General features: G+C 62.8%; 19 protein-coding genes. 13 read left to right on the top strand and 6 right to left on the bottom strand.

Annotation, left to right across the window (positions count from 1 at the left end; all coding sequences use genetic code 11):
• Window positions 1–63: 63 nt before the first annotated feature.
• Window positions 64–957 carry a DMT family transporter gene (locus tag LB536_RS05545; protein ID WP_224590410.1) on the top strand — a complete coding sequence of 298 codons (894 nt, stop codon included), beginning with the start codon at window positions 64–66 and terminating at the stop codon, window positions 955–957.
• A gap of 37 nt (window positions 958–994) precedes the next feature.
• On the opposite strand, the gene mutL is transcribed toward LB536_RS05545, so the two are convergent.
• Both mutL and LB536_RS05535 read right to left on the bottom strand, forming a co-directional pair.
• Window positions 995–2,884, bottom strand: coding sequence for a DNA mismatch repair endonuclease MutL (mutL, locus tag LB536_RS05540; protein WP_224590409.1), 1,890 nt, complete (start codon window positions 2,882–2,884; stop codon window positions 995–997).
• 43 nt (window positions 2,885–2,927) lie between these two features.
• Window positions 2,928–3,830 carry a LysR substrate-binding domain-containing protein gene (locus tag LB536_RS05535; RefSeq protein ID WP_140755620.1) on the bottom strand — a complete coding sequence of 301 codons (903 nt, stop codon included), beginning with the start codon at window positions 3,828–3,830 and terminating at the stop codon, window positions 2,928–2,930.
• 92 nt (window positions 3,831–3,922) lie between these two features.
• Here LB536_RS05535 and LB536_RS05530 point away from each other — a divergent pair, with 92 nt between their 5' ends.
• From LB536_RS05530 to LB536_RS05505, 6 genes are all read left to right on the top strand, one after another.
• A complete protein-coding gene (locus LB536_RS05530) occupies window positions 3,923–5,473 on the top strand; it encodes a trimethylamine methyltransferase family protein (protein ID WP_224590408.1) in 1,551 nt (516 codons plus the stop codon).
• A gap of 45 nt (window positions 5,474–5,518) precedes the next feature.
• Window positions 5,519–7,168 carry an ABC transporter substrate-binding protein gene (locus LB536_RS05525; protein ID WP_224590407.1) on the top strand — a complete coding sequence of 550 codons (1,650 nt, stop codon included), beginning with the start codon at window positions 5,519–5,521 and terminating at the stop codon, window positions 7,166–7,168.
• A gap of 75 nt (window positions 7,169–7,243) precedes the next feature.
• Entirely contained in the window at window positions 7,244–9,226 is a 1,983-nt protein-coding gene (locus tag LB536_RS05520) for an FAD-dependent oxidoreductase (RefSeq protein WP_224590406.1), read from the top strand.
• 52 nt (window positions 9,227–9,278) lie between these two features.
• Window positions 9,279–10,388 (top strand): mandelate racemase/muconate lactonizing enzyme family protein, encoded by a 1,110-nt coding sequence (locus LB536_RS05515; protein ID WP_224590405.1) that lies wholly within the window; start codon window positions 9,279–9,281, stop codon window positions 10,386–10,388.
• A 124-nt stretch (window positions 10,389–10,512) separates the two neighbouring features.
• A complete protein-coding gene (locus LB536_RS05510; RefSeq protein ID WP_140755615.1) occupies window positions 10,513–10,992 on the top strand; it encodes a DUF3828 domain-containing protein in 480 nt (159 codons plus the stop codon).
• 4 nt (window positions 10,993–10,996) lie between these two features.
• Window positions 10,997–11,605: a hypothetical protein gene (locus LB536_RS05505; protein WP_224590404.1), complete on the top strand. Its 609-nt coding sequence runs from the start codon at window positions 10,997–10,999 to the stop codon at window positions 11,603–11,605.
• Between the two features lie 8 nt (window positions 11,606–11,613).
• Here the strand turns inward: LB536_RS05505 and queF are convergent, their stop codons facing one another.
• On the bottom strand, window positions 11,614–12,075 hold the full coding sequence (gene queF, locus LB536_RS05500; RefSeq protein WP_063171865.1) for a preQ(1) synthase: 462 nt from the start codon (window positions 12,073–12,075) through the stop codon (window positions 11,614–11,616).
• Between the two features lie 57 nt (window positions 12,076–12,132).
• On the opposite strand from queF, the gene LB536_RS05495 reads away from it, so the two are divergent.
• A complete protein-coding gene (locus LB536_RS05495) occupies window positions 12,133–14,178 on the top strand; it encodes an FAD-dependent oxidoreductase (RefSeq protein WP_224590403.1) in 2,046 nt (681 codons plus the stop codon).
• A 100-nt stretch (window positions 14,179–14,278) separates the two neighbouring features.
• Here the strand turns inward: LB536_RS05495 and LB536_RS05490 are convergent, their stop codons facing one another.
• Window positions 14,279–14,686 (bottom strand): hypothetical protein, encoded by a 408-nt coding sequence (locus LB536_RS05490; RefSeq protein ID WP_140755611.1) that lies wholly within the window; start codon window positions 14,684–14,686, stop codon window positions 14,279–14,281.
• A gap of 145 nt (window positions 14,687–14,831) precedes the next feature.
• Between LB536_RS05490 and LB536_RS05485 the strand changes: the two genes are divergently transcribed.
• On the top strand, window positions 14,832–15,260 hold the full coding sequence (locus LB536_RS05485) for a MarR family winged helix-turn-helix transcriptional regulator (RefSeq protein WP_224590402.1): 429 nt from the start codon (window positions 14,832–14,834) through the stop codon (window positions 15,258–15,260).
• 24 nt (window positions 15,261–15,284) lie between these two features.
• On the opposite strand, the gene LB536_RS05480 is transcribed toward LB536_RS05485, so the two are convergent.
• Window positions 15,285–17,357 (bottom strand): putative bifunctional diguanylate cyclase/phosphodiesterase, encoded by a 2,073-nt coding sequence (locus LB536_RS05480; protein ID WP_224590401.1) that lies wholly within the window; start codon window positions 17,355–17,357, stop codon window positions 15,285–15,287.
• 115 nt (window positions 17,358–17,472) lie between these two features.
• Here LB536_RS05480 and LB536_RS05475 point away from each other — a divergent pair, with 115 nt between their 5' ends.
• Genes LB536_RS05475 through LB536_RS05460 form a run of 4 tightly spaced genes read left to right on the top strand, consistent with a single transcriptional unit; the run spans window position 17,473 to window position 20,341 of the window.
• Window positions 17,473–17,658 carry a hypothetical protein gene (locus LB536_RS05475; RefSeq protein ID WP_140809033.1) on the top strand — a complete coding sequence of 62 codons (186 nt, stop codon included), beginning with the start codon at window positions 17,473–17,475 and terminating at the stop codon, window positions 17,656–17,658.
• Between the two features lie 2 nt (window positions 17,659–17,660).
• A complete protein-coding gene (locus tag LB536_RS05470; RefSeq protein ID WP_224590400.1) occupies window positions 17,661–18,848 on the top strand; it encodes a glycine C-acetyltransferase in 1,188 nt (395 codons plus the stop codon).
• Window positions 18,849–18,893: 45 nt separating this feature from the next.
• Window positions 18,894–19,928, top strand: coding sequence for an L-threonine 3-dehydrogenase (tdh, locus tag LB536_RS05465; RefSeq protein ID WP_224590399.1), 1,035 nt, complete (start codon window positions 18,894–18,896; stop codon window positions 19,926–19,928).
• Window positions 19,925–20,341 carry a hypothetical protein gene (locus LB536_RS05460; RefSeq protein ID WP_224590398.1) on the top strand — a complete coding sequence of 139 codons (417 nt, stop codon included), beginning with the start codon at window positions 19,925–19,927 and terminating at the stop codon, window positions 20,339–20,341. Before tdh ends, LB536_RS05460 begins: the two co-directional genes overlap by 4 nt.
• A gap of 18 nt (window positions 20,342–20,359) precedes the next feature.
• Here the strand turns inward: LB536_RS05460 and LB536_RS05455 are convergent, their stop codons facing one another.
• On the bottom strand, window positions 20,360–20,791 hold the full coding sequence (locus LB536_RS05455) for a MarR family winged helix-turn-helix transcriptional regulator (RefSeq protein ID WP_224590397.1): 432 nt from the start codon (window positions 20,789–20,791) through the stop codon (window positions 20,360–20,362).
• Window positions 20,792–20,854: the final 63 nt, after the last annotated feature.

Genomic DNA, 20,854 nt, shown 5'->3' with positions numbered 1-20,854 from the left:
TTTGTCAATTGAGCTGGAAAAGCGTTTTCTGCCCTCGAAATCTGAAGAATCCGAGGCAATGAGATGAGCGCGACGACAGGCACGTTGAATTCGACACAGCGGATGGACACCACGGCCGCCATCGCCGTGGCGCTGACGGTGATCGGCTGGGCCTCCGCCTTTCCCGCGATCCGGGCCGGGCTCGCCGCCTTCCAGCCGTTGGAGCTTGGCGCCCTGCGCTTTGCCATCGCTGCCGTGCCGGCTGCCATCTACCTTGCCGTCAAGCGTCCGGCGCTGCCCAGGGTCGGCGACTTGTGGCGCCTCGCCTTCGGCGGCGCTATTTTCGTCGCGCTCTACACGGCGATGCTCAATTTCGGCGAGCAGACCGTCTCGGCCGGAGCAGCCGGCTTCATCATCAATGTCAGTCCCATCTTCACCGCTATCATGGCGATGGCGCTGCTTGGCGAGCGCTTCTCAGGCTTGGCCTGGATCGGTACCGTCATTTCCTTCGCCGGCATCGGCATCATTGCGATCGCCGACGGGCATGGCCTGCATTTCAATGCCGGCGCGCTGCTGGTGCTTGGCTCGGCACTCTGCTCGGCCGTCAACACCATCGTCCAGAAGCCGCTGTTTGCCCGCCACCATCCGCTGACCATCGCGGCGTCCAACATGGTGCTCGGCGCGCTCTGCCTGGCGCCCTTCCTGCCCGCCGCTCTCCAGCAAGCGGCTGTCGCCAACACCGCCGGCCTCGGCGCCGTCATCTATCTCGGCATCGTGCCGAGCCTGATCGCCTATGCGGCCTGGGCGACCGCGCTGTCGCGTCTGCCCGCGGCGCGTGCCTCGACCTTCTTGTACCTGGTCTCGCCGATGTCCGCCCTGATCGGTTTCTTCTGGCTGGCTGAGGTGCCGACGTTGCTCGGCATTCTCGGCGGCGCTTTGGCGCTGGGTGGCGTCATCGTGGTGAATTTGAAGAGGTAAATCAAAGCGCCTTGTGCCGGCCTGTTTAGCAGTCGGTTCACCGCCGCCCGAACAGCCGCTCGATGTCGGCCAGCTTGAGCTCGATATAGGTCGGCCGTCCATGATTGCAGGTGCCAGAGCCCGGCGTCGCCTCCATCTGGCGCAGCAGCGCGTTCATCTCCTCGGCCTTGAGCAGTCGGCCTGAGCGCACCGAGCCGTGGCAGGCCATGGTCGCCGCGATCTTGTCCAACCGTTCTTTCAGCGTTTCGACCGTGTCGTTGTCGGCGATCTCGTCGGCGAGGTCGCGCACCAATTGCTGGACGTTGGTCTCGCCCAGCATCGACGGTGTTTCGCGCACGGCGACCGCGCCCGGGCCGAAACGCTCGATGCCGAGGCCGAAGCGGGCGAGCGTTTCGGAATGCATGGCGAGCCGCTCGGCGTCCTCTTCCGGCAGGTCGATGATCTCTGGCAGGAGCAGCATCTGCGAGGGCACCGGCCGCGAGTGCAGGGCGTTCTTCAGCGCCTCGTAGACAAGCCGCTCATGCGCCGCGTGCTGGTCGACGATGACGAGCGAATCCCTGGTCTGGGCGACGATGTAGTTCTCGTGCACCTGGGCGCGCGCAGCCCCCAGCACCGCGCCAAGCAGCGTCTCGGTTGCCTCATTCTGCCCGGCGCGCGCATCGGCGCTGGCGAGCGGGCCGGCATCGAACGCCGCCTGGTCGCCCTCGCCGAAGCCGGCGGTTCTTGCATTGCCGCGTTCAAAGCCGGCACCTGCGAATTGCATGTCGAGCGGCCGCTGCGGCGAGCGCGAAGGGTCGAAACCCGTGGGGCCGGAGGCACGGAAAGCTGCTTCGTAGCTGCGATGGCCATTTGTCGGGCCGCCGTGATCATAGGGTGTGGCGCCCGGCCGGAACGCAGCCATCATGCCTGCGGCACCCGTGGTGGCGGAGCGGATGCCGGCACCAGCCAGCGCTTGCCGGATGGCGCCGACGATCAGACCGCGCACGAGGCCCGGATCACGGAAGCGGACATCCGCCTTGGCCGGATGGACGTTGACGTCGACGATCGCTGGATCGAGCGTCAGGAACAGCACCGTCACGGCGTGGCGGTCGCGCGGCAGGACATCGGCGAAGGCGCCGCGGATTGCGCCGGCGATCAGCTTGTCGCGCACCGGCCTGCCATTGACATAGGCGTATTGCTGCAGCGCGTTGGCGCGGGTGAAGGACGGGATCGACACATGGCCGGTCAGATGCACGCCTTCGCGCATCGCGTCGATGGCAATGGAATTGTCGGGAAAGTCGGCGCCCATCACCTGCGCGACGCGGCGCAAGCTGCCGTTCGCGCTGTCCTCGGTCGCCGGCAGTTCCAGCGTCGTACGGTCGGAACCGGCCAAGGTGAAACGCACTGTGGGGAAGGCGACGGCGATGCGCTTGACGATGTCGCTGATGGCCGAGCTTTCGGCGCGTTCGCCTTTCATGAACTTCAGCCGTGCCGGCGTGGCGAAGAACAGGTCGCGCACCTCGACCGTGGTGCCGCGATTGGCGGCCGCCGGCTTGACGGGTTGGACGCGGCCGCCCTCGATGCCGATCTCCGCAGCGCTGTCGCCTGAAGCCGTGCGCGAGCGGATCGACAGCCGCGACACCGAGCCGATCGACGGCAACGCCTCGCCGCGAAAGCCAAGCGAGCGGATGTCGTGGATGTCCTCGGCGAGCTTGGACGTGCAGTGACGCGCGATCGCCAGCGCCAGCTCCTGCTCCGGAATGCCGGAGCCGTCATCGGTGACGCGGATCAGGTTCAGCCCGCCGCCCGACGTGACCACCTCTACCTTGCTTGCACCGGCATCCAGCGCGTTCTCGACCAGTTCCTTGACCACGCTCGCCGGACGCTCGATGACTTCGCCGGCGGCGATCTGGTTGATCATCGTTTCGGAAAGCTGTCGAATGGGCATGATCTGATCTTACATGGATTCGGTCGGTGCATGCGAGGCCACTTTACGCCTGCGCGACCAGCCAGTCTCTTACCTTACGGGCATTGTCCGAGAGCTCGCGGTTCTTCGGCCAGATGACGTAAAACGCGGTGCCCGTCTTCATGACGTGGTCCGTTACCGGCACCAGCAGCCCGGTCGACAGCAGCCGCTCGACAAGGTGGCGCCAGCCGAGCGCGATTCCTTGCCCTTCCATGACCGCCTGGATCACGATCGCATAGTCATTGATGCGCAAGCCACGCTCCGCATTGCGGAGGCTGGCGCCGGCCGACTGGAACCATTCGTCCCAGTTCGGGGCCTCGCGATAGGGCTCCTCCAGATGAATGAGGCGGTGTGTCGCCAGTTGCTCCACGGTCTCAGGCCGGCCGAATTTCGTCAGATAGCTGGGACCCGCGACCGGAAAAATCTCTTCGTCGGAGAGTGATAACGAATGGTAGTCCGGCCAGTCGCGTGGCACGCCTCCGCGCACGGCGAGCGGAATGCCTTCGGCGATAATGTCGAGATCGCGGTCGCCGGTCTGGATGCGAAGGTCAATGCCCGGCAGCTCGTCGCGGAACCGCTGCAGGCGCGGCATCATCCAGAACGAACCGAAGGCCGTCGAGGCGGCGAGCGTCACATGGCCGCCGGTCGCCTGCAGGCGCAGATCCTCCGCCGACTTGCGGATGTGGGAAAGGCCGAGCGAGACGTCGGCATGGAAGCGCTCGCCGGCCTCGGTCAGGCTGACCTGGCGATGGCGGCGCTGGAACAGCTGGGCGCCGAGCTGCTCCTCCAGGCCGCGCACCGCATAGGAAACGGCAGCCTGGGTCATGCCGAGCTCGCGCCCGGCGGCGGTGAAGCTCGACAGCCGGCCCGCCGCCTCGAAGACGATCAGGCTGCCGGCGGAGGGCAGGAGATGGCGCAGGTTTCGCATAAGCACAGCTTATACAAGAGATCAGGATTTTCCAGCGTCACAGCTGTATTTCACCTCGCTAAGTTGACCTGGATCGAAGGGATGGAGGCTCCATGAACGCACCGGCCGCTGAATTGACCGAGCAAACCCATCGCCGTGGCGGTGGCCGTCTCGGGCGCAAGGCGCTTCGTGGGGCACCGATCGCGTCGTTCCCAACCCTGGTCCGTCAGATTCCGGTGTACCAGATGGTTCCGGACGAGGCGGTGGAGCTGATCCACGAGGAATCGCTCAAGATCCTCGAGGAGGTCGGTTGCGAGTTCCGCGACGACGGAGCGATCGAGCTCTGGAAAGCGGCCGGAGCCGATGTCAGGGAGACACGTGTGCGCATCGACCGCGCGCTGCTGATGGAACTGGTCTCGAAGGTTCCGCCGGAATTCACGCTCAATGCGCGCAATCCCGAGCGCACGGTTCGCGTCGGCGGCAAGAACTCGATCTTCGTGCCGATGTATGGCGCGCCTTATGTCCGCGACCTCGAGAACAACAGGCGCTACGGCACGCTCGCCGACCTCAACAATTTCCACAAGCTCGCCTATATGGCGCCGGCGCTGCACTCGTCGAGCTCGATCATCTGCGAGCCGATGGAGATACCGGTGCCGAAGCGGCATCTGCACATCATCCACTCGGCGCTGAAACATTCCGACAAGCCGTTCATGGGCATCGTGACGTCGAAGGAGCGCGCCGAGGACACGATGGCGATGGCTGGCATCGTCTTCGGCGAGGAATTCGTGCGCGACAACCCTGTGCTGGTGGCGATCACCAACTGCAATTCGCCGCTGGTGTGGGACGCCACCATGATCGACGCCATGCGGGTCTATGCGAGCCACAATCAGCCACTGATCCTGGCGCCTTTCGCGCTGTGCGGCGCCTCCACCTCGGCTTCCGCCGTCGGCGCGGTGGCGCAGGTCAACGCCGAGGCGCTTGCGGGCGTGGCGCTGACCCAGCTCATTCGCCCCGGCTCGCCGCAAATCTACGGTCAGTTCATGGTGACGGTCGACATGAAGACCGGCGCGCCGATGGGCGGCACGCCGGAGGCCGCGCAGATGATGTATCTGATGGGCGCATTGGCGCGGAAATACAAACTGCCATGGCGCACCTCGGGCTTCCATGTCGGCTCGAAACTCAACGATGCCCAGGCCGGCTATGAGGCGAACATGCTGATGCATGCAGCCATTCTTGCCGGCGCCAACTACATCTGGCATTCGGCCGGCTGGCTGGAAGCGGGTCTCACTTGCGGTTACTCGAAATTCGCCACCGACTGCGAACAGCTCGTCGGATGGTACAAATACGCGGGCGGCCTGCCTTTCGACGATTTCAAGGACGCGATGGCGGCGATCCGCGAAGTCGGGCCGCAGGGCCATTTCCTCGGCACCCAGCACACGCTCGAGCATTTCGAGAAGGCTTTCTTCATGCCGAGCATCATGGACTTCAACTCCTACGAACAATGGAAGGCGGAGGGGGCGAAGGACCACGACACGCGCGGCCGCGAGAAGGCGCGCAACATGCTCGCCGATTATGAAGAGCCGAAACTCGACGAGGGCATCGCCGACGGTCTCAAGGATTTGATCGCGCGGCGCGAGGAAAAATTGCCCGACAGCGTTAGTTGAAAGAAAACGGGCGAAGACCCGACGGAACCAATGGGAGAAAGAAAAATGACGATTTTTAGAAGCAACGGCGATCGCGTCCCGGCCGCCATCGAGGCGATGGCCGAAGAGGCCCGCGCTGGCCGCATGGACCGACGCGAGTTCCTGGCGCTGGCGAGCGCCTTCGGCGCTTCAACGGCTGTTGCCTATGGCATGATCGGGCTCGCGGTTCCGACAAAGGCTCTTGCCGATGAGCCGAAGAAGGGCGGAACGCTGCATGTCGCGATGTCGGTCAAGGCGCAGAAGGATCCGCGCACCTATGACTGGACAGAGATGGCAAACGTCACCCGCGCTTGGCTGGAGCCGCTGGTTCGCTATACCCGCCAGTTCACTTTCGAGCCGGTGCTGCTGGAAAGCTGGGACATCAACGACGACGCCACCGAATATACACTGCACCTGCGCAAGGGCGTCACCTGGAACAATGGCGATGCTTTCAACGCCGACGACGTGATCGTCAATCTGAACCGCTGGTGCGAGAAGGGCGCCTCCGGCAATTCCATGGCGGCACGCGTCGGCGCGCTGATCGACGCCAAGACCGGCAAGGCGAAGGACGGCGCCATCACCAAGGTCGACGACCACACAGTGAAGCTGAAGCTTTCCGAACCCGACATCTCGATCATCCCGAATTTCACCGACTATCCGGCGCTCGTCGTGCATCGCGACTTCGACAAGGAGGGGGCCGACCCGATCAAGAAACCGGTCGGTACCGGAGCTTTTGAACTGGTGTCCTACGCTGTCGGGACAAAGGCGGTCGTCAAGCGCCGCGAGAACGGCAAGTGGTGGGGTGGCGAGGCGCCGCTCGACGGTGCCGAATTCATCGACTACGGCACCGATTTCAACGCCACGGTGAGCGCTTTCGACTCAGGCGAGATCGACGTCGATTTCGAAACGCCGGCCGATTTCATCGACATCCTCGACAAGATGAACCTCGTGAAATCGGAAGTCGCGACGGCGACCACGCTGGTTGCCCGCACCAACATCACGCACAAGCCCTACGACGATCAGCGGGTCCGTAACGCCCTGCAAATGGCTGTCGACAACAACGCCGTCCTGCAACTCGGCTACAATGGCCGCGGTACGGTGGGCGAAAACCACCATGTCAGCCCGATCCATCCGGAATACTATCCGTTGCCCAAGAAGACGCGGGACGTGGCGGGCGCCAAGAAGCTGATGGCCGACGCTGGACAGGCCAACTTCGAGCATGAACTGATCACCGTCGAGGACGAATGGCAGAAGAACACCGGCGACGCGATCGCCGGCCAGTTGCGTGAAGCCGGTATAAAGGTGAAGCGTACCGTTCTGCCTGGCTCGACCTTCTGGAACGACTGGACGAAATATCCCTATTCCATGACGATCTGGTACATGCGCCCGCTCGGTGTGCAGGTGCTGGCGCTCGGCTATCGTACGGGCGAGGCCTGGAATGAGACGGCCTATTCCAATCCGGAATTCGATGCCAAGCTCAAGCAGGCGCTGGCCCTGAGTGATGTCGCCAAGCGCAAGGAGGTCATGAAGGATGTCGAGCAGATCCTGCAGGACTCCGGCGTCATCATCCAGCCGTTCTGGCAGAAGCTCTACTGCCACATGAACAAGAAGGTGAAGAACTACGGCATGCACCAGACCTATGAAATAGATCTCCAGAACGTCTGGCTGGATGCCTAACTCCCCAAGACCGCCAAAAAGCTGCGACCGGCACCTCTCTGAGGTGCCGGTCGCACGTTAAAGGAGAGAGGGTGCATGTCTGAACGGGTCTTCAAGCGTCTGTTCGAGCCGGCAATGTTGCGCGGCAAGACGTTACGCAACAGGATCGTGTTCGGAGCCCATACCGCCAATATGGCGGTAGAGGGGCTGCCGACCGCGCGGCATGTCGGCTACTACGCGGAACGCGCCATCGGCGGCGCCGGCATGATCGTGGTCGAGCCGATGCCCGTGCACCAGGCCGCCGTGCTTACCCGAGGCAATTTCAGCCCTTCCGATGACCGCGTGGTTCCACATTTTCGCAAAGTAACTGACGCAATCCGCGGCAACGGCGCCATCGCCATCCAGCAGCTCTACCATGTCGGTCAGCACGCTGACGCGGACAACTCGTTTCATGCCGGTTGGTCGCCTTCGGGCCTGCCGAGCTACCACGATTCTGACGGTTCGCATCGGATGTTCGAAGCCGAGATTGAAGAGACGATCGACGGCTTTGTCCAGGCGGCGCGCCGTTGCCGCGAGGCCGGTTTCGACGGCGTCGAGGTCTGGGCGGCGTACCATTCGATGCTGGACCAGTTCTGGACACCCTGGTCGAACCGCCGGGACGACCGATGGGGCGGCAGCCTTGAAAACCGCACTCGGATGAGCCGTGAGGTGATGACCAGGATTCGCCGGGAATGCGGCGATGATTTCATCATCGGTCTTGCGATCAACGATGAGCCCGAAGTCGAAGTGGCGCTGAAGCGCGAAGCGCTGGCCGAGATAATCGACCTCCACGACCGCGACGCCTTGATGGACTATGTGACTTGCGGAACGGGCTCCTACTTCGACTTCTACAAGATCATGCCGACCTTTGTTTATCCGGAGAAGCTTGGTGCCGACCTGGCGTCCGTGCTCAAATCCACCGTGCGTCATGCGTTGATCACCGCCGAGAGCCATATCCGCACGCCCGAAAACGCCGAGAGCGTGTTGAGCGAAGGTCGCGCCGACCTCGTTTCCATCGTGCGCGGGCAGATCGCCGATCCGCATCTGGCTGCAAAGGCTGCCGCCGGACGGCCGCAAGACATTCGCGGCTGCCTGTCCTGCAACCAGATGTGCTGGGGCCGGCGCAGCCGCGACTATTGGATCAGCTGCGTCATCAATCCTTCCGCGGGGCGGGAATGGGAGTGGGGCGGTGATCGCTTCGCTTCGGCCGCACAGCCGAAGCGCGTGCTGGTCGTCGGCGGCGGGCCGGCCGGTCTCGAAGCGGCGCGCGCCGCGGCCGAGCGCGGTCATCGCGTGACACTGGCCGAAGCATCCGACCGCCTCGGCGGGCAGTTCCGTCTTGCCGGACTGCAGCCGCGCCGTGCCCAGATTCTGGACCTGATCGACTGGTACGAGCGCCAGCTCGGCCAGCTTCAGGTCGACATCCGCTACGGGCAGTATGTCGAAGCCGACGATGTCGAGCGCGAAGGCGCGGATCATGTCATCGTCGCGACCGGCTCGATGCCGCCGGACGGCGCTTTCCAGCGGGCCTTGCCGCACTGGGGCAGCATTCCGGGCGGCGGGCCGGTGCTCTCGGCCGAGGCGGTGATGGCCCGTGAGGCGAGGCCGGGAAAAAATGTTCTGTTGCTGGACGATGGCGGGAATTGGAAAGGGTGCGGCACCGCCTGGAAACTCGCCGAGGACGGTCACAATGTGACGCTCGTGACACCGGACGCCCTGGTTGGCAAAGAGCTTCAGCGAATGGCCGTCGACGCGCCGCTGCGCCGGGCGCTCGCCAAACTGCGCGTGCGGTTTGTGACCGAGAGCGCCGTCGTTCATTGGGATGGCAGGGTGGCCAGGATCGCTTCGCTGCTCGACGGAACCGAGCAGGAGATCGAAGCCGATGCGCTGGTCTTCGCCGCCACCAGCATGGCCCAGGACAGCCTGTCCATCGAGCTCGAAAAGCGCGGAATTATGCATACCTCCATCGGCGACTGTACCGCCTCCAGACAGGCGGCATTTGCCATCCATGACGGGCGCAAGGTGGCGCTTGATCTTTGACGATTGCGAAAGGCGCCAGACCGGGCAAGGCATGAACGGGGCTAATGTCTGAATGCGTATCAAGTCAATCAAAGTCTATAAGGTGCTTCTGCCTGTCAAAGGCGGTGCCTACCGGATGGCCAGCGATACCGTGCAGAACTTGGACAGCACGCTGGTTGAAGTGACCACCGAGGATGGACTATCAGGCTGGGGCGAGACTTGCCCGATCGGCCCTGTTTACCAGCCCCAGCATGCTCTTGGCGCAAGAGCGGCAATTGCTGAAATAGCGCCTGGACTCGTCGGCGAGGACACGGCGTCCATGCGCCGCCTCGCCAAAAAAATGGACGAACGGCTGAACGGTCACAACTATGCCAAGGCAGCCTTGGATATAGCCCTCCTAGACCTCGCCGGCCAACGGCTGGGCGTCCCTGTTTCAACACTTCTCGGCGGTGCGCTCACCGATCGCGTGCCGTCCTACTACTCGACCATCGTCGGTGCTCCGGACGAGACCGCGCGTATTGCCGCCGACAAGGTCAATGCCGGATATCCACGGCTTCAGATCAAGATCGGCGGGCGGGATCTCGAACAAGACGTCGCCACTGTGCACAAAGTATGGGAGGCGGTTGGCTTCAAGGCCCGGATAGCCGTCGACGCCAATCGCGGCCTGACCGCTGCCGCGGCACTGCACATCGATCGGCTTTGCCAGGCAATCCCGTTCGTGTTCGAACAGCCTTGCAACACCATGGAGGAAGTCGCTGGTCTCAAGGGACGCGTTACCCATCCGATCTATCTCGATGAGAATACCGAGGATTTGAATGCGGTGCTGCGGGCGGTTTCGTCAGGTATTGCGGACGGATTTGGATTGAAGGTCACCCGCCTTGGCGGCCTTACCAAGATGGCCACGGTCCGCGACCTGTGTGCGATACGATCTCTCCCGCACAGCTGCGACGACGCCTGGGGCGGAGACGTCATCGCCGCGGCATGCGTCCACCTCGCCGCCACCGTCGAGCCGAGACGTTTCGAGGGAGCCTGGATCGCGCAGGAATACATCGAAGGGCATACGGATCCCGTAAACCCGATCGTGATCGAGAACGGGCATATACGCGTCCCGCAGGTCCCAGGGCTCGGTGTCAAGCCTGAACGCTCCCAACTCAACGCGCCGATTGCCACTTTCGGAGACTAAGGATCGTTGGATGTGATCTATGCAAGTAGACGAGCCACTCGAAGGCTTCATGAGCCGCAAAAAAGCCGATATGCACGATGCGTGGTATTGATTGCTTTCCGCAGCCAAACATTCGGGGAAATCCATGAAACTGCTGCTCGCTGCCATCCTGTCGATTGCCGCACCAGCCGCCGCCCTGGCCGGTCCGGCGTCCGACGCCGTGAAGTTCTTCTATGTTCCGCAGGTCAAGTTCGAGGCCGACGCGCATTATCGCGATCGCTTCACCGCGCCGGTGACGAAACTGTTCGACCTCAACGACCAGGCGACCAAGAAGAATCCGGACCAGGTCGCCTGTATCGACTTCGACCCCGGCCTCGACGCGCAGGATTTCGACCAGAAGACCCTTTCCAAGACTCTGAAGCTGTCCGAGACGGTGGATGGCGACACGGCGCAAGTGGTGGCGAACTTCAGCCTTTTTCCGGAAGGAGGAGACGATTCGCAGCGCGAAATGCACTGGTCGCTGAAGAAGGTCGACGGCAAGTGGAAGATATCGGACATTGCATCGAAGACCAGCGACTGGACGCTGAGCCAACTCGAATGCATGGCGGGCCAAGATCCGGAGTGAAGCAATGGCCGGCCGCGCGTTCCTGCTATTGTCGGCCATGTGCCTGCTGGCGGCTGGCTTGAACTGCGCAGCCGCTCAGGGCCTGTTGGGCGCCCCGCCGGCAAATGCTCCGGCCGGGACCGCGCCCGATGACAGCGGGACGCCGCCGGCGACCGCGCCTGGCGGAGCCGCGGAGCCGGCGACGCCACCCGTCGCATCGCCGCCCAGCGGGCCTGCCGCCCCCATCCAGCCGGGATCGCCGACAGCGGTCGTGCGGCCGTTTTACGATCAGGTCGGCCTGGAGGTCGATCCGGCCCAGCGCGGCCATTTCATCGACCCGGCCAAAACCGTGCTCGACAAGAGCGACGCCTTGCGCAAATCCGGGCAGGGCGAATGCCTGGACCCCAACATGGCGCTCGACAATGCCGACTACGACAAGGCCGAGATCGACAAGAGCCTGAAGACGCTCGAGGCGATCAACGGCGATCAGGCCAAGGTCATCGTCGCCTTCGTCGTCGCCGGCAACCCGCATCGCCTCGAATGGAAGTTCAAGAAGGTCGGCGGTGAATGGAAGATATCGGATCTTTTGTCGGTGACCGGCGAATGGGCGCTCAGCCAGTATCAGTGCGAATGACGACCGAACTAGCCGCGCCCGCGATAGGGCGCAACGCCAGTGTCCGGCAGCCAGGCGCCTTCGGGCGGAGCGCCGGTCTGCCAGAACACGTCGATCGGAATGCCGCCGCGCGGATACCAATAGCCGCCTATGCGCAACCAAAGCGGCTTGGTCGCGGCCACGATGCGCCGTCCGATCATCACGGTGCAGTCTTCATGGAAAGCGCCATGGTTGCGAAACGAGGTCATGAACAACTTGAGCGACTTCGATTCCACCAGGGCGGCATCGGGGGCGTAGTCGATGACGATATGGGCGAAATCCGGCTGTCCGGTCACCGGACAGAGCGAGGTGAATTCCGGGCAGGTAAAGCGCACGATCGCCGGCGGTCCGTCGCCGCGCGAAAACGGCACGGTTTCCAGGACCGCAGCTTCGGGGCTCTGTGGCGTCTCGACGTGGGTGCCGAGCTGGGTGAGGGTTTTGGTATCGATCATAAGCGGTTTTCCTTGGATTTGCCGCTCATTAACACAAATTAAAACGGCAGGAAGACGATGATCAGCAACGACCCGCTTCTCCAACCCTACCAGCTCAAGCATTTGACGCTGAAGAACCGGGTGATGTCGACCAGCCACGAGCCGGCCTATTCGGAGGACGGCATGCCGAAGGAGCGCTATCGGCTCTATCATGCCGAAAAGGCCAAGGGCGGCATGGCGCTGACCATGACCGCGGGCTCGGCCATCGTTTCGCGCGACAGCCCGGCCGCCTTCGGCAATCTGCATATCTATGACGACCGCATCGTGCCGTGGCTGGCCGAACTCACTGACGCCTGCCACGAGCATGACTGCAAGGTGATGATCCAGATCACCCATCTTGGCCGCCGCACCGGCTGGAACAAGGCCGACTGGCTGCCGGTGCTGTCGGCTTCGCCGGTGCGCGAGCCGGCGCATCGTGCTTTCCCCAAGACCATAGAGGAATGGGATATCGAGCGCATCGTCGCCGACTATGCGTCGGCCGCGCAGCGCTGCCAGGCGGCCGGCCTAGACGGCATCGAGTTCGAATCCTACGGCCATCTGATGGACGGCTTCTGGTCGCCTGCCACCAATCATCGCGAGGACGAGTATGGCGGTTCGCTCGACAATCGCCTGCGCTTCACCAATATGGTGCTCGATGCGGTGCGGGCCGCGGTCGGTGAGAAATTCGTCGTCGGCATCCGCATGGTCGCCGACGAGGATTTCGAAAAAGGCCTGTCGAAGGAGGAGGGCATCGAGATCGCCAGGCGGCTCGCAAACTCCGGCAAGGTCGACTTCCTCAACATCATCCGTGGCTCGATCGAGACCGACGCGGCACTGACCAAGGTCATCCCGGTGACCGGCATGCGGTCCTCGCCGCATCTCGATTTCGTGGGCGAGGTGAGGGCGGCGACGAAATTCCCGACCTTCCACGCGGCGCGCATTTCCGACGTCGCCACCGCACGCCATGCGATCGCCACCGGCAAGCTCGACATGGTCGGCATGACGCGCGCCCACATCGCCGATCCGCACATCATCAAGAAAGTGATGGAGGGCCGCGAGCACGAAATCCGCCCCTGCGTCGGCGCAACCTATTGTCTCGACCGCATCTACGAGGGCGGCGAGGCACTGTGCGTCCACAATGCGGCGACCGGCCGCGAGGCCGATATTCCGCATATCATCGTCAAGACGGAAGGGCCTAAGCGTAAAGTCGTGGTCGTCGGCGCCGGCGCCGGCGGACTGGAGGCGGCGCGGGTCGCGGCCGAGCGCGGCCATCAGGTGACGATCCTCGAAGCCTCATCACAAGCGGGCGGCCAGGTCCGTCTGGCGACCCAGAATCCGCGCCGCAAGGAATTGATCGGCATCATCGACTGGCGTCTGGCCGAACTCGACCGGCTCGGCGTCGAGATCCGCTACGACACCTGGGCCGAGCAGGACGATGTCCTGGCCCTGGCGCCTGATGTGGTGGTCGTCGCCACCGGCGGCCTGCCGCAGAACCCACCGCTGGCCTCCGGCGACAATCTCGTCACCTCGAGCTGGGACATCATGGCCGGCAGCGTCAAGCCGGCCGAAAACGTGCTGCTCTATGACGACAATGGCGGCCATCAGGGCATGGGCGCGGCTGAACTGATCGCCAACAGCGGCTCGAAGCTGGAACTGGTTTCGCCGGAACGTTTCTTCGCGCCCGAAATGGGCGGCATGAACCACGTACCCTATGTCAGGGCCTTCCACGAAAAAGGCGTCACCGTCACAATCAACACGCGCCTGCGCTCGGTGCGGCGCGAGGGCAATCAACTGATCGCGGAACTCGCTTCGGACTTCGCCGATGGCTGGCGCGGGGAGCGGCGCGTCGATCAGGTGGTGGTCGAGCACGGCACCGCGCCGCTCGACGATCTGTATCTTTCGCTGAAGCCGTTGTCGAAGAACGGTGGCGCGGTCGACTACGAACGTCTGGTCAATGGAGGCGACATTTTTCCACCACGCAACCCCGAAGGCGGCTTCGTGTTGTTCCGCATCGGCGATGCGGTCGCCTCCCGCAACATCCACGCTGCCATCTATGACGGGATCAGGTTCGGGATCAGGATTTGATCACGATCAGGTGGCGCGCAACGGCCTTTGCAAGGAGAGCCACCTGCCGCTCTGGTCGGTTGCGCGCCGCGCATGATCGGCTTTCACCGGCCGTGCGATTCTAAAACATCTTGGCGGTCGCCATGCAAAGCACGGTGATGACCAGAAGCCCGCCGGCGATGCGTTCGCCCCGGGTCATTTTCGCGCGCAGCTCCGTTTGGGTCGCGGCATCGGCGTCGGCAAGCTGCCTGCTGGCGGAGCCCACAAGCGCGCCTTGCACGCCGGCGGCGATCAGCGCCGTCAAAATGCCGAGCGCCAGTACCTTCTCCATCGGGCCGAAAGCACCCTCATGGAAGAAATACCAGAGCAGCAAACCGGTCAGGAAAGCCAAAACGGCCGCGCCCATTTGAGGCCGGAAGAACCGCTCTGCTCGGATGTCCGGATCGCGGGCAACCGCGATGGTCGTGCCAGCCCAGAAGACGCCGGCCATGACGTGCAGGCCGATGACGACGATATAGACATATTGCATGATCGCATTCCTCTCATTCGCCCGCCGCCTGCGCGCCGCAACCATGTCGCGATGCCATCAATAAGACAAAGTTAGATATCTAACGGTTAGATGTCAATCATGAAGCCGAGTTTCACGTTGCCACTGCTTGCCCTACTGTCAGATCATGACACCGTTTGAACGCCCGCCGGTCGGCATGAATCTCGGCCGCACCGCCAAGCGTGTTGCCCAGGCCTTCGACGCTGCCTTGGTTGAAGCAGGCGGCACCTTGCCGGTCTGGCTCACGCTGCTGTCGGTCAAGTCGAGCGAGCTTGCCAATCAACGCGCACTCGCCGGCATGATCGGCATCCAGGGCGCGACGCTGACCCATCACCTCAATGCGATGGAGGCGCAGGGCCTGCTGACGCGGCGGCGCGATCCCGTCAACCGCCGGGTTCATCTGGTCGAATTGACGGGCGCGGGAGAAGCGCTGTTCGAGACGCTGCGGCAAGCGGCACTTGTCTTCGACAAGCGGCTTCGCACAGGACTGTCCGACGAGCGTCTGGCGGAATTCGCACAGGTACTGGCGGCGTTACGGAACAATGTGGAGAGCTAGGAGTGCCGAGCCAGGCCGGGCTACCTACGCCAGACTTCCCTGCAATACTGTCAGCCTGGCTTTCTTCGGCATGCGGGCGGTCAGCCATTCCAGCGCCTTGTCATGCGGCATCGGAAAGGCGATGGAATAGCCTTGCACCTGGTCGCAGCCGATCGCCATGAGCGAGTCGAGTTCCGCCTCGGTTTCGGCGCCCTCGGCGACGATGGAGATGCCCAGCCCCCGGGCAAGTTCGGTGATGGCGCGCACGATCTTGGAATTGTCGCCATTCTCGTGGATGTTCTGGACGAAGCGACGGTCGATCTTGAGCCGATCGATCTCGTTGGGATTGACGTGGCTGAGCGAGGCATAGCCGGTGCCGAAATCATCGAGTTCCAGATGGACGCCGGACGCCCTTATGTGCCGCAGCTTGGCCGCGATGCCTGTCTTCTCGTCGTCGAGAATGACGGATTCGACGATTTCCAACGACAGCTTCTGCGGCGGCAGTCCGGCCTTCTCCAGCGTCTCGAACAGAAACGCATCGAAATCATGCTCGCGCAGCTCGGTGCCCGAGACATTGACGGCAAGCCGTCCGAAGGCAATCCCGGCACGGTTCCATTCCGCAGCCTCGTTGATCGCCTTGCTGATCACGATGCGGCCGATCTCAGGCATGAAGCCGCATTTCTCGGCGACCGGAATGAACTCGCCCGGAGAGATCATGCCGCGCTCGGGGTGGTTCCATCGCACCAGCGCTTCGATACCGCTGATGGTGCCATGGGTCAGGGAGACCTGCGGCTGGAAATAGGCCTGGAACGCCTTTTCGGAAATGGCGACCTTGATGTCGTGTTCGAGCTGCTTGCGGTAGTCGAGTTCGCGGCGCAGTTCCTCCGAGAAGAACGAGAAGTTGCCGCCCCCCATTTTCTTGGCGGAGTAAAGCGCCAGATCGGCATGGACCAGCAGGTCTTGCGCATTGTCGGCATCGATCGGATAGACCGCGATGCCGCCGCTGGCGCCCGGAAGAATGGTGGTGCCCTGGAACACGATGGGCTCGTTGATGTGCACCAGGATGCGCCGCGCCAGCATGTTGATGTCCTCGGTGCTGCCGGCGCCGTTGAGGATCATCACGAATTCGTCGCCACCGAGCCGCGCGCATAGATCCGACGCCCGACAGGAATCGCGCATGCGCTGTGCGGTCACGACCAGGACATAGTCGCCGGCGGCGTGGCCCAGCGTATCGTTGATCTGCTTGAAGCGGTCGAGGTCGAGCTGGACAACGGCCAGGCGCTCGCGCCGGCGATGCGCGCCCTTGATCAGCGTCTCGAAATGGTCGGTCAGGAAGGTGCGGTTGTGCAGGCCGGTCAGACCGTCATGCACTGCGATGAACGCCATCGAATTGCGAGCGTCGACCAGTTCACGGGTCTTGCGCAGGATCGCGTTGGACATCGGCCTGAAAATGAACAGCGCCACCAGCAGGATGACGCCGAGGGTGGCGTAGAACAGCGTGCGGTGGAGGGTGAGAAGCTTTTCGGAGCGCTCGTCGGCATCGGCGCTGATCCGCTGGCCGAGCGCTGCATAGCCCGACAGCGCGGCATTGGCCACCGAGGCATCGAGGTTGACTCGTTCCGCGCCGCCCTTGTAGCCGCCATTGTCGAGCTGGTTGAGTTGCGATTCAAAGGCCGAGACCAGCCGGTCACCATTGGCGATCAGGCCAACCGAGAAATAGTCGAGATGGAAGGGCTTGGCGAAAAGCACGCTCTCGATCGACTTCGGATCGAGCTTGGCAGGCGATTGCGGATCCGCGCCTGTCTGCTTGAGCAGCTGATCATAACTTGTCTCGAACTCAGCCGTGGCCTGCTTCAGCGCGCTGACCAGCGCCGGCTGCTTGTCGCGCGAGGCGGCGCCCGTTGCGCTGGCAAGGAAAACGATGCGCTGCGACAAGGTCTTCTGCGTACCGACGATGTCGAGCAGCTTGTTGTTGTGCTGCTGGGTGGCCATCGTCTGCTGCAGCAGCACGAAGGAGGCCGCCACCATGGCGGCAATGATCAGCAGCGCCAGCCAGTAGCCAGCCTTGATCAGCAGTATAAGCTTGCCTGAAACGGTTTGCACCGGCTGCTGAGACATGTTCGGGGGCGGTCCTCTCGCCAACGGATTTCTGTAGCACCATTGAACTGCAAACGTTAACGGGACCGGAAGTCGACGGCCGGCCGGCAAGGGGGAGGCGCGGAAAGGTCGCGAAATGGTTATCGGGTTCTTTCGCGGCAAGCCCGCATTTGAGCATTCGTCAGTCCATGCGTTCCCGGGTGACCTGGGCAATGTCCATGGCGTCTCGGTTGATGCTGCCCGGCCACCCGATCCGGTCGCTTTTGCGATGGATTTTTTGCGCGGGCCGGACGACAGTCTGCCCACGTCAAACGAGGCCTGACCATGACCGCAGCATTTCTCTCCCATATCGACAGCGAGCTTGCAGGACTGAAATCCACCGGCCTCTACAAGTCCGAGCGGGTGATTTCCTCGATGCAGTCGGCCGAAATCGAGGTCGGCGGCGAGAAGGTATTGAATTTCTGCGCCAACAACTATCTCGGCCTCGCCGATAGCGCGGACTTGCGCGCGGCGGCCACGCAGGCGCTCGATCGCTACGGCTACGGCATGGCCTCGGTGCGCTTCATCTGCGGCACGCAGGAAGAGCACAAGCAGCTCGAGGCGACGATTTCATCCTTCCTCGGCCTGGAAGACACAATCCTCTACGGCTCCTGCTTCGACGCCAATGGCGGCCTGTTCGAGACGCTGCTCGGTGAGGAAGACGCAGTCATCTCGGATGCGCTGAACCACGCCTCGATCATCGATGGTGTCAGGCTGTCGAAGGCCAAACGCTTCCGCTACGCCAACAACGACATGGCCGATCTCGAGGCGCGATTGAAGGAAGCGAAGGATTGCCGCTTCCGGCTGATCGCCACCGATGGCGTGTTTTCGATGGACGGCATCATCGCCAATCTCAGGGGTGTCTGTGATCTGGCCGAGAAATACGATGCCATGGTCATGGTCGACGACAGCCATGCGGTCGGTTTCGTCGGCGCAAACGGCCGCGGTTCGGCCGAGCATTGCGGCGTCGAGGGCAGGGTCGACATCATCACCGGCACGCTCGGCAAGGCGCTCGGCGGCGCTTCCGGCGGTTACACCTCTGGCAAAAGTCAGGTCGTCGACTGGCTGCGCCAGCGCTCGAGGCCGTATCTCTTTTCCAACACGCTGATGCCGGCGATCGCCGGCGCCTCGATCAAGGTGTTCGAGCTGATCCGCAATGGTGGTGCCTTGCGCGAGCGCCTATATGCCAATGCGGCGAGGTTCCGATCCCAGATGGGCAAGCTTGGTTTCACGCTGGCCGGGGCCGACCATCCGATCATACCCGTGATGCTCGGTGATGCGACGCTGGCGCAGGAGATGGCCGCGCGCATGCTGAAGCGCGGCATCTATGTCATCGGCTTTTCATTCCCGGTCGTGCCGAAAGGCCAGGCGCGCATCCGCACCCAGATGTCGGCGGCGCATTCCAGCGCCGATATCGACCGCGCGGTGGAGGCCTTTGGCGCGGTCGGCAAGGAATTGGGCGTGATTTCCTGAGCGTCGAAAAGCGATTCCGGATCAAGAGATTCAAGGGACAAAAGAATGTCGAACATGATGAAGGCGCTGGTGAAGGCCAAGGCCGAGCCGGGCATCTGGATGGAAGAGGTGCCGGTGCCGGAGATCGGCCCCAACGACGTGCTGATCAAGGTCAAGAAGACGGCGATCTGCGGCACCGACGTGCATATCTACAATTGGGACCAGTGGGCGCAGAAGACCGTGCCGGTGCCGATGGTCACCGGCCATGAATTCGTCGGCACGGTCGCCGACTTTGGTGCCGCGGTCACCGAATACAAGGTCGGCCAGCGCGTGTCGGGCGAGGGGCACATCGTCTGCGGTCACTGCCGCAACTGCCGCGCTGGGCGAGGGCATCTGTGCCGCAACACGCTCGGTGTCGGCGTCAACCGGCCAGGCGCTTTCGGCGAATATCTGGCGATCCCGCAGCACAATGTGGTGCCGATACCCGACGACGTGCCGGACGAGATCGCGGCGATCTTCGATCCCCTTGGCAATGCCGTCCACACGGCGTTGTCCTTCGATCTGGTCGGAGAGGATGTGCTGGTCACCGGCGCCGGGCCGATCGGCATCATGGGTGCGCTGGTGGCGCAGTGCGTCGGCGCGCGCAAGGTGGTCATCACCGACATCAATCCGGTGCGGCTGGCGCTGGCGAAAAAGCTCGGCGTCCAGCATGTCGTCGATGCCTCGAAGGAAAAGCTGCGCGAAGTCATGCCGGCGCTCGGCATGACCGAGGGGTTTGACGTCGGGCTGGAAATGTCGGGCGCCGCACCCGCCTTCCGCGACATGATCGACACCATGAACAATGGCGGCAAGATCGCGATCCTCGGCATAGCGCCGACCGGCTTCGAGATCGACTGGAACAAGGTCATCTTCAAGATGCTGCACTTGAAGGGCATCTATGGCCGCGAAATGTTCGAGACTTGGTACAAGATGATCGCCCTGGTGCAGGGCCCGCTCGATGTAACCGGCCTGATCACGCATCGCATCGGAATCGATGATTTCCAGGTTGGGTTCGATGCGATGAGGAGCGGCAGTTCGGGCAAGGTGGTGATGGATTGGTGAGCGACTTATCTTTCCGACACCTGAACCTGGACTGGAACGCAGAACCTAACGCTCCCGAAATAAGGCTAACCGTCGAGGGCGACACGGTTCAGCTTACCTTTCTGTTGAATCCATGGGCTTATGATGCCGGCATGGGAGAGAAAGGGATTCTTCGTTTTATCGGTTGCAGTCGCTGGCGATGGGACTCCACAAACGACCATGCTTGGTTCGCCGGGGAAGGCCTTTACAGCAAGCACGCTCCAGAATGGGGTGAGTTCTACGAGGTGATCGGCGACAGCCGTCCAGTCGGCGATGACGATTGGGAGGTTCTGTCGCCAGATAGACCTAAATCGCGACAATTCCTGTTCTATTTTCGGGACGAAACGATCGAATTCTTTGCTGAAGACTGGGTGTTTAATCGTTCGACGGGGTAGTTTCGAATCCATTCCGGCTTATTCCGATCGACCTTCCAATGCAGCCAAAGCGGTCTTGATTGCCACCTGCTCACCGTTGCTTAGCTTCGCTAGCAATTCCCGCTCAAACGCCTTCGCCAGCGGCACCATCTCGCGATAGGCCGCAAGCCCTGCCTTGGTCAGGGCCAGGTGCTCGACGCGACGGTCGTTCTCGTCGGCCGTTCGCACCAGCCAGCGCCGCCGTTCCAACTCGGCCACCGCCCGCGAAACTTTGGTCTTGTGCATGGCCGACTGTTCGCCGAGTTCCGTGGCGCTCATCGTGCCGCGCTGTCCCAATCCCGATAACGTGCGCCATTCGGGCCGGGTCAGGCCGTGGCGGTCCTTATAGACCTTCGAGAATTCGCGGCTGACGGCATCGGCGAGACGGTAGAGCCGGTAGGGCAGGAAGCTTTCGAGTTCGAGAATGTCCATTGTCCGCATCCGGAAAAAACGGAAGGTTGATAGTTACATTTTCGATGGTTACAAATGAAACCA

The sequence above is a fragment of the Mesorhizobium sp. ES1-3 genome (assembly GCF_020164795.1).
Classification (GTDB): Bacteria; Pseudomonadota; Alphaproteobacteria; order Rhizobiales; family Rhizobiaceae; genus Mesorhizobium.
Note: the sequence above shows the minus strand (reverse complement) of the source record. Positions and strands in the feature narration are given on the sequence as shown.

Excerpts from the sequence above, each read along its gene's own strand:
- LB536_RS05545 (WP_224590410.1), top strand. The coding sequence starts at position 64 with ATGAGCGCGACGACAGGCACGTTGAATTCGACACAGCGGATGGACACC.
- mutL (WP_224590409.1), bottom strand. The coding sequence starts at position 2,884 with ATGCCCATTCGACAGCTTTCCGAAACGATGATCAACCAGATCGCCGCC.
- LB536_RS05535 (WP_140755620.1), bottom strand. The coding sequence starts at position 3,830 with ATGCGAAACCTGCGCCATCTCCTGCCCTCCGCCGGCAGCCTGATCGTC.
- LB536_RS05530 (WP_224590408.1), top strand. The coding sequence starts at position 3,923 with ATGAACGCACCGGCCGCTGAATTGACCGAGCAAACCCATCGCCGTGGC.
- LB536_RS05525 (WP_224590407.1), top strand. The coding sequence starts at position 5,519 with ATGACGATTTTTAGAAGCAACGGCGATCGCGTCCCGGCCGCCATCGAG.
- LB536_RS05520 (WP_224590406.1), top strand. The coding sequence starts at position 7,244 with ATGTCTGAACGGGTCTTCAAGCGTCTGTTCGAGCCGGCAATGTTGCGC.
- LB536_RS05515 (WP_224590405.1), top strand. The coding sequence starts at position 9,279 with ATGCGTATCAAGTCAATCAAAGTCTATAAGGTGCTTCTGCCTGTCAAA.
- LB536_RS05510 (WP_140755615.1), top strand. The coding sequence starts at position 10,513 with ATGAAACTGCTGCTCGCTGCCATCCTGTCGATTGCCGCACCAGCCGCC.
- LB536_RS05505 (WP_224590404.1), top strand. The coding sequence starts at position 10,997 with ATGGCCGGCCGCGCGTTCCTGCTATTGTCGGCCATGTGCCTGCTGGCG.
- queF (WP_063171865.1), bottom strand. The coding sequence starts at position 12,075 with ATGATCGATACCAAAACCCTCACCCAGCTCGGCACCCACGTCGAGACG.
- LB536_RS05495 (WP_224590403.1), top strand. The coding sequence starts at position 12,133 with ATGATCAGCAACGACCCGCTTCTCCAACCCTACCAGCTCAAGCATTTG.
- LB536_RS05490 (WP_140755611.1), bottom strand. The coding sequence starts at position 14,686 with ATGCAATATGTCTATATCGTCGTCATCGGCCTGCACGTCATGGCCGGC.
- LB536_RS05485 (WP_224590402.1), top strand. The coding sequence starts at position 14,832 with ATGACACCGTTTGAACGCCCGCCGGTCGGCATGAATCTCGGCCGCACC.
- LB536_RS05480 (WP_224590401.1), bottom strand. The coding sequence starts at position 17,357 with ATGTCTCAGCAGCCGGTGCAAACCGTTTCAGGCAAGCTTATACTGCTG.
- LB536_RS05475 (WP_140809033.1), top strand. The coding sequence starts at position 17,473 with ATGGTTATCGGGTTCTTTCGCGGCAAGCCCGCATTTGAGCATTCGTCA.
- LB536_RS05470 (WP_224590400.1), top strand. The coding sequence starts at position 17,661 with ATGACCGCAGCATTTCTCTCCCATATCGACAGCGAGCTTGCAGGACTG.
- tdh (WP_224590399.1), top strand. The coding sequence starts at position 18,894 with ATGTCGAACATGATGAAGGCGCTGGTGAAGGCCAAGGCCGAGCCGGGC.
- LB536_RS05455 (WP_224590397.1), bottom strand. The coding sequence starts at position 20,791 with ATGGACATTCTCGAACTCGAAAGCTTCCTGCCCTACCGGCTCTACCGT.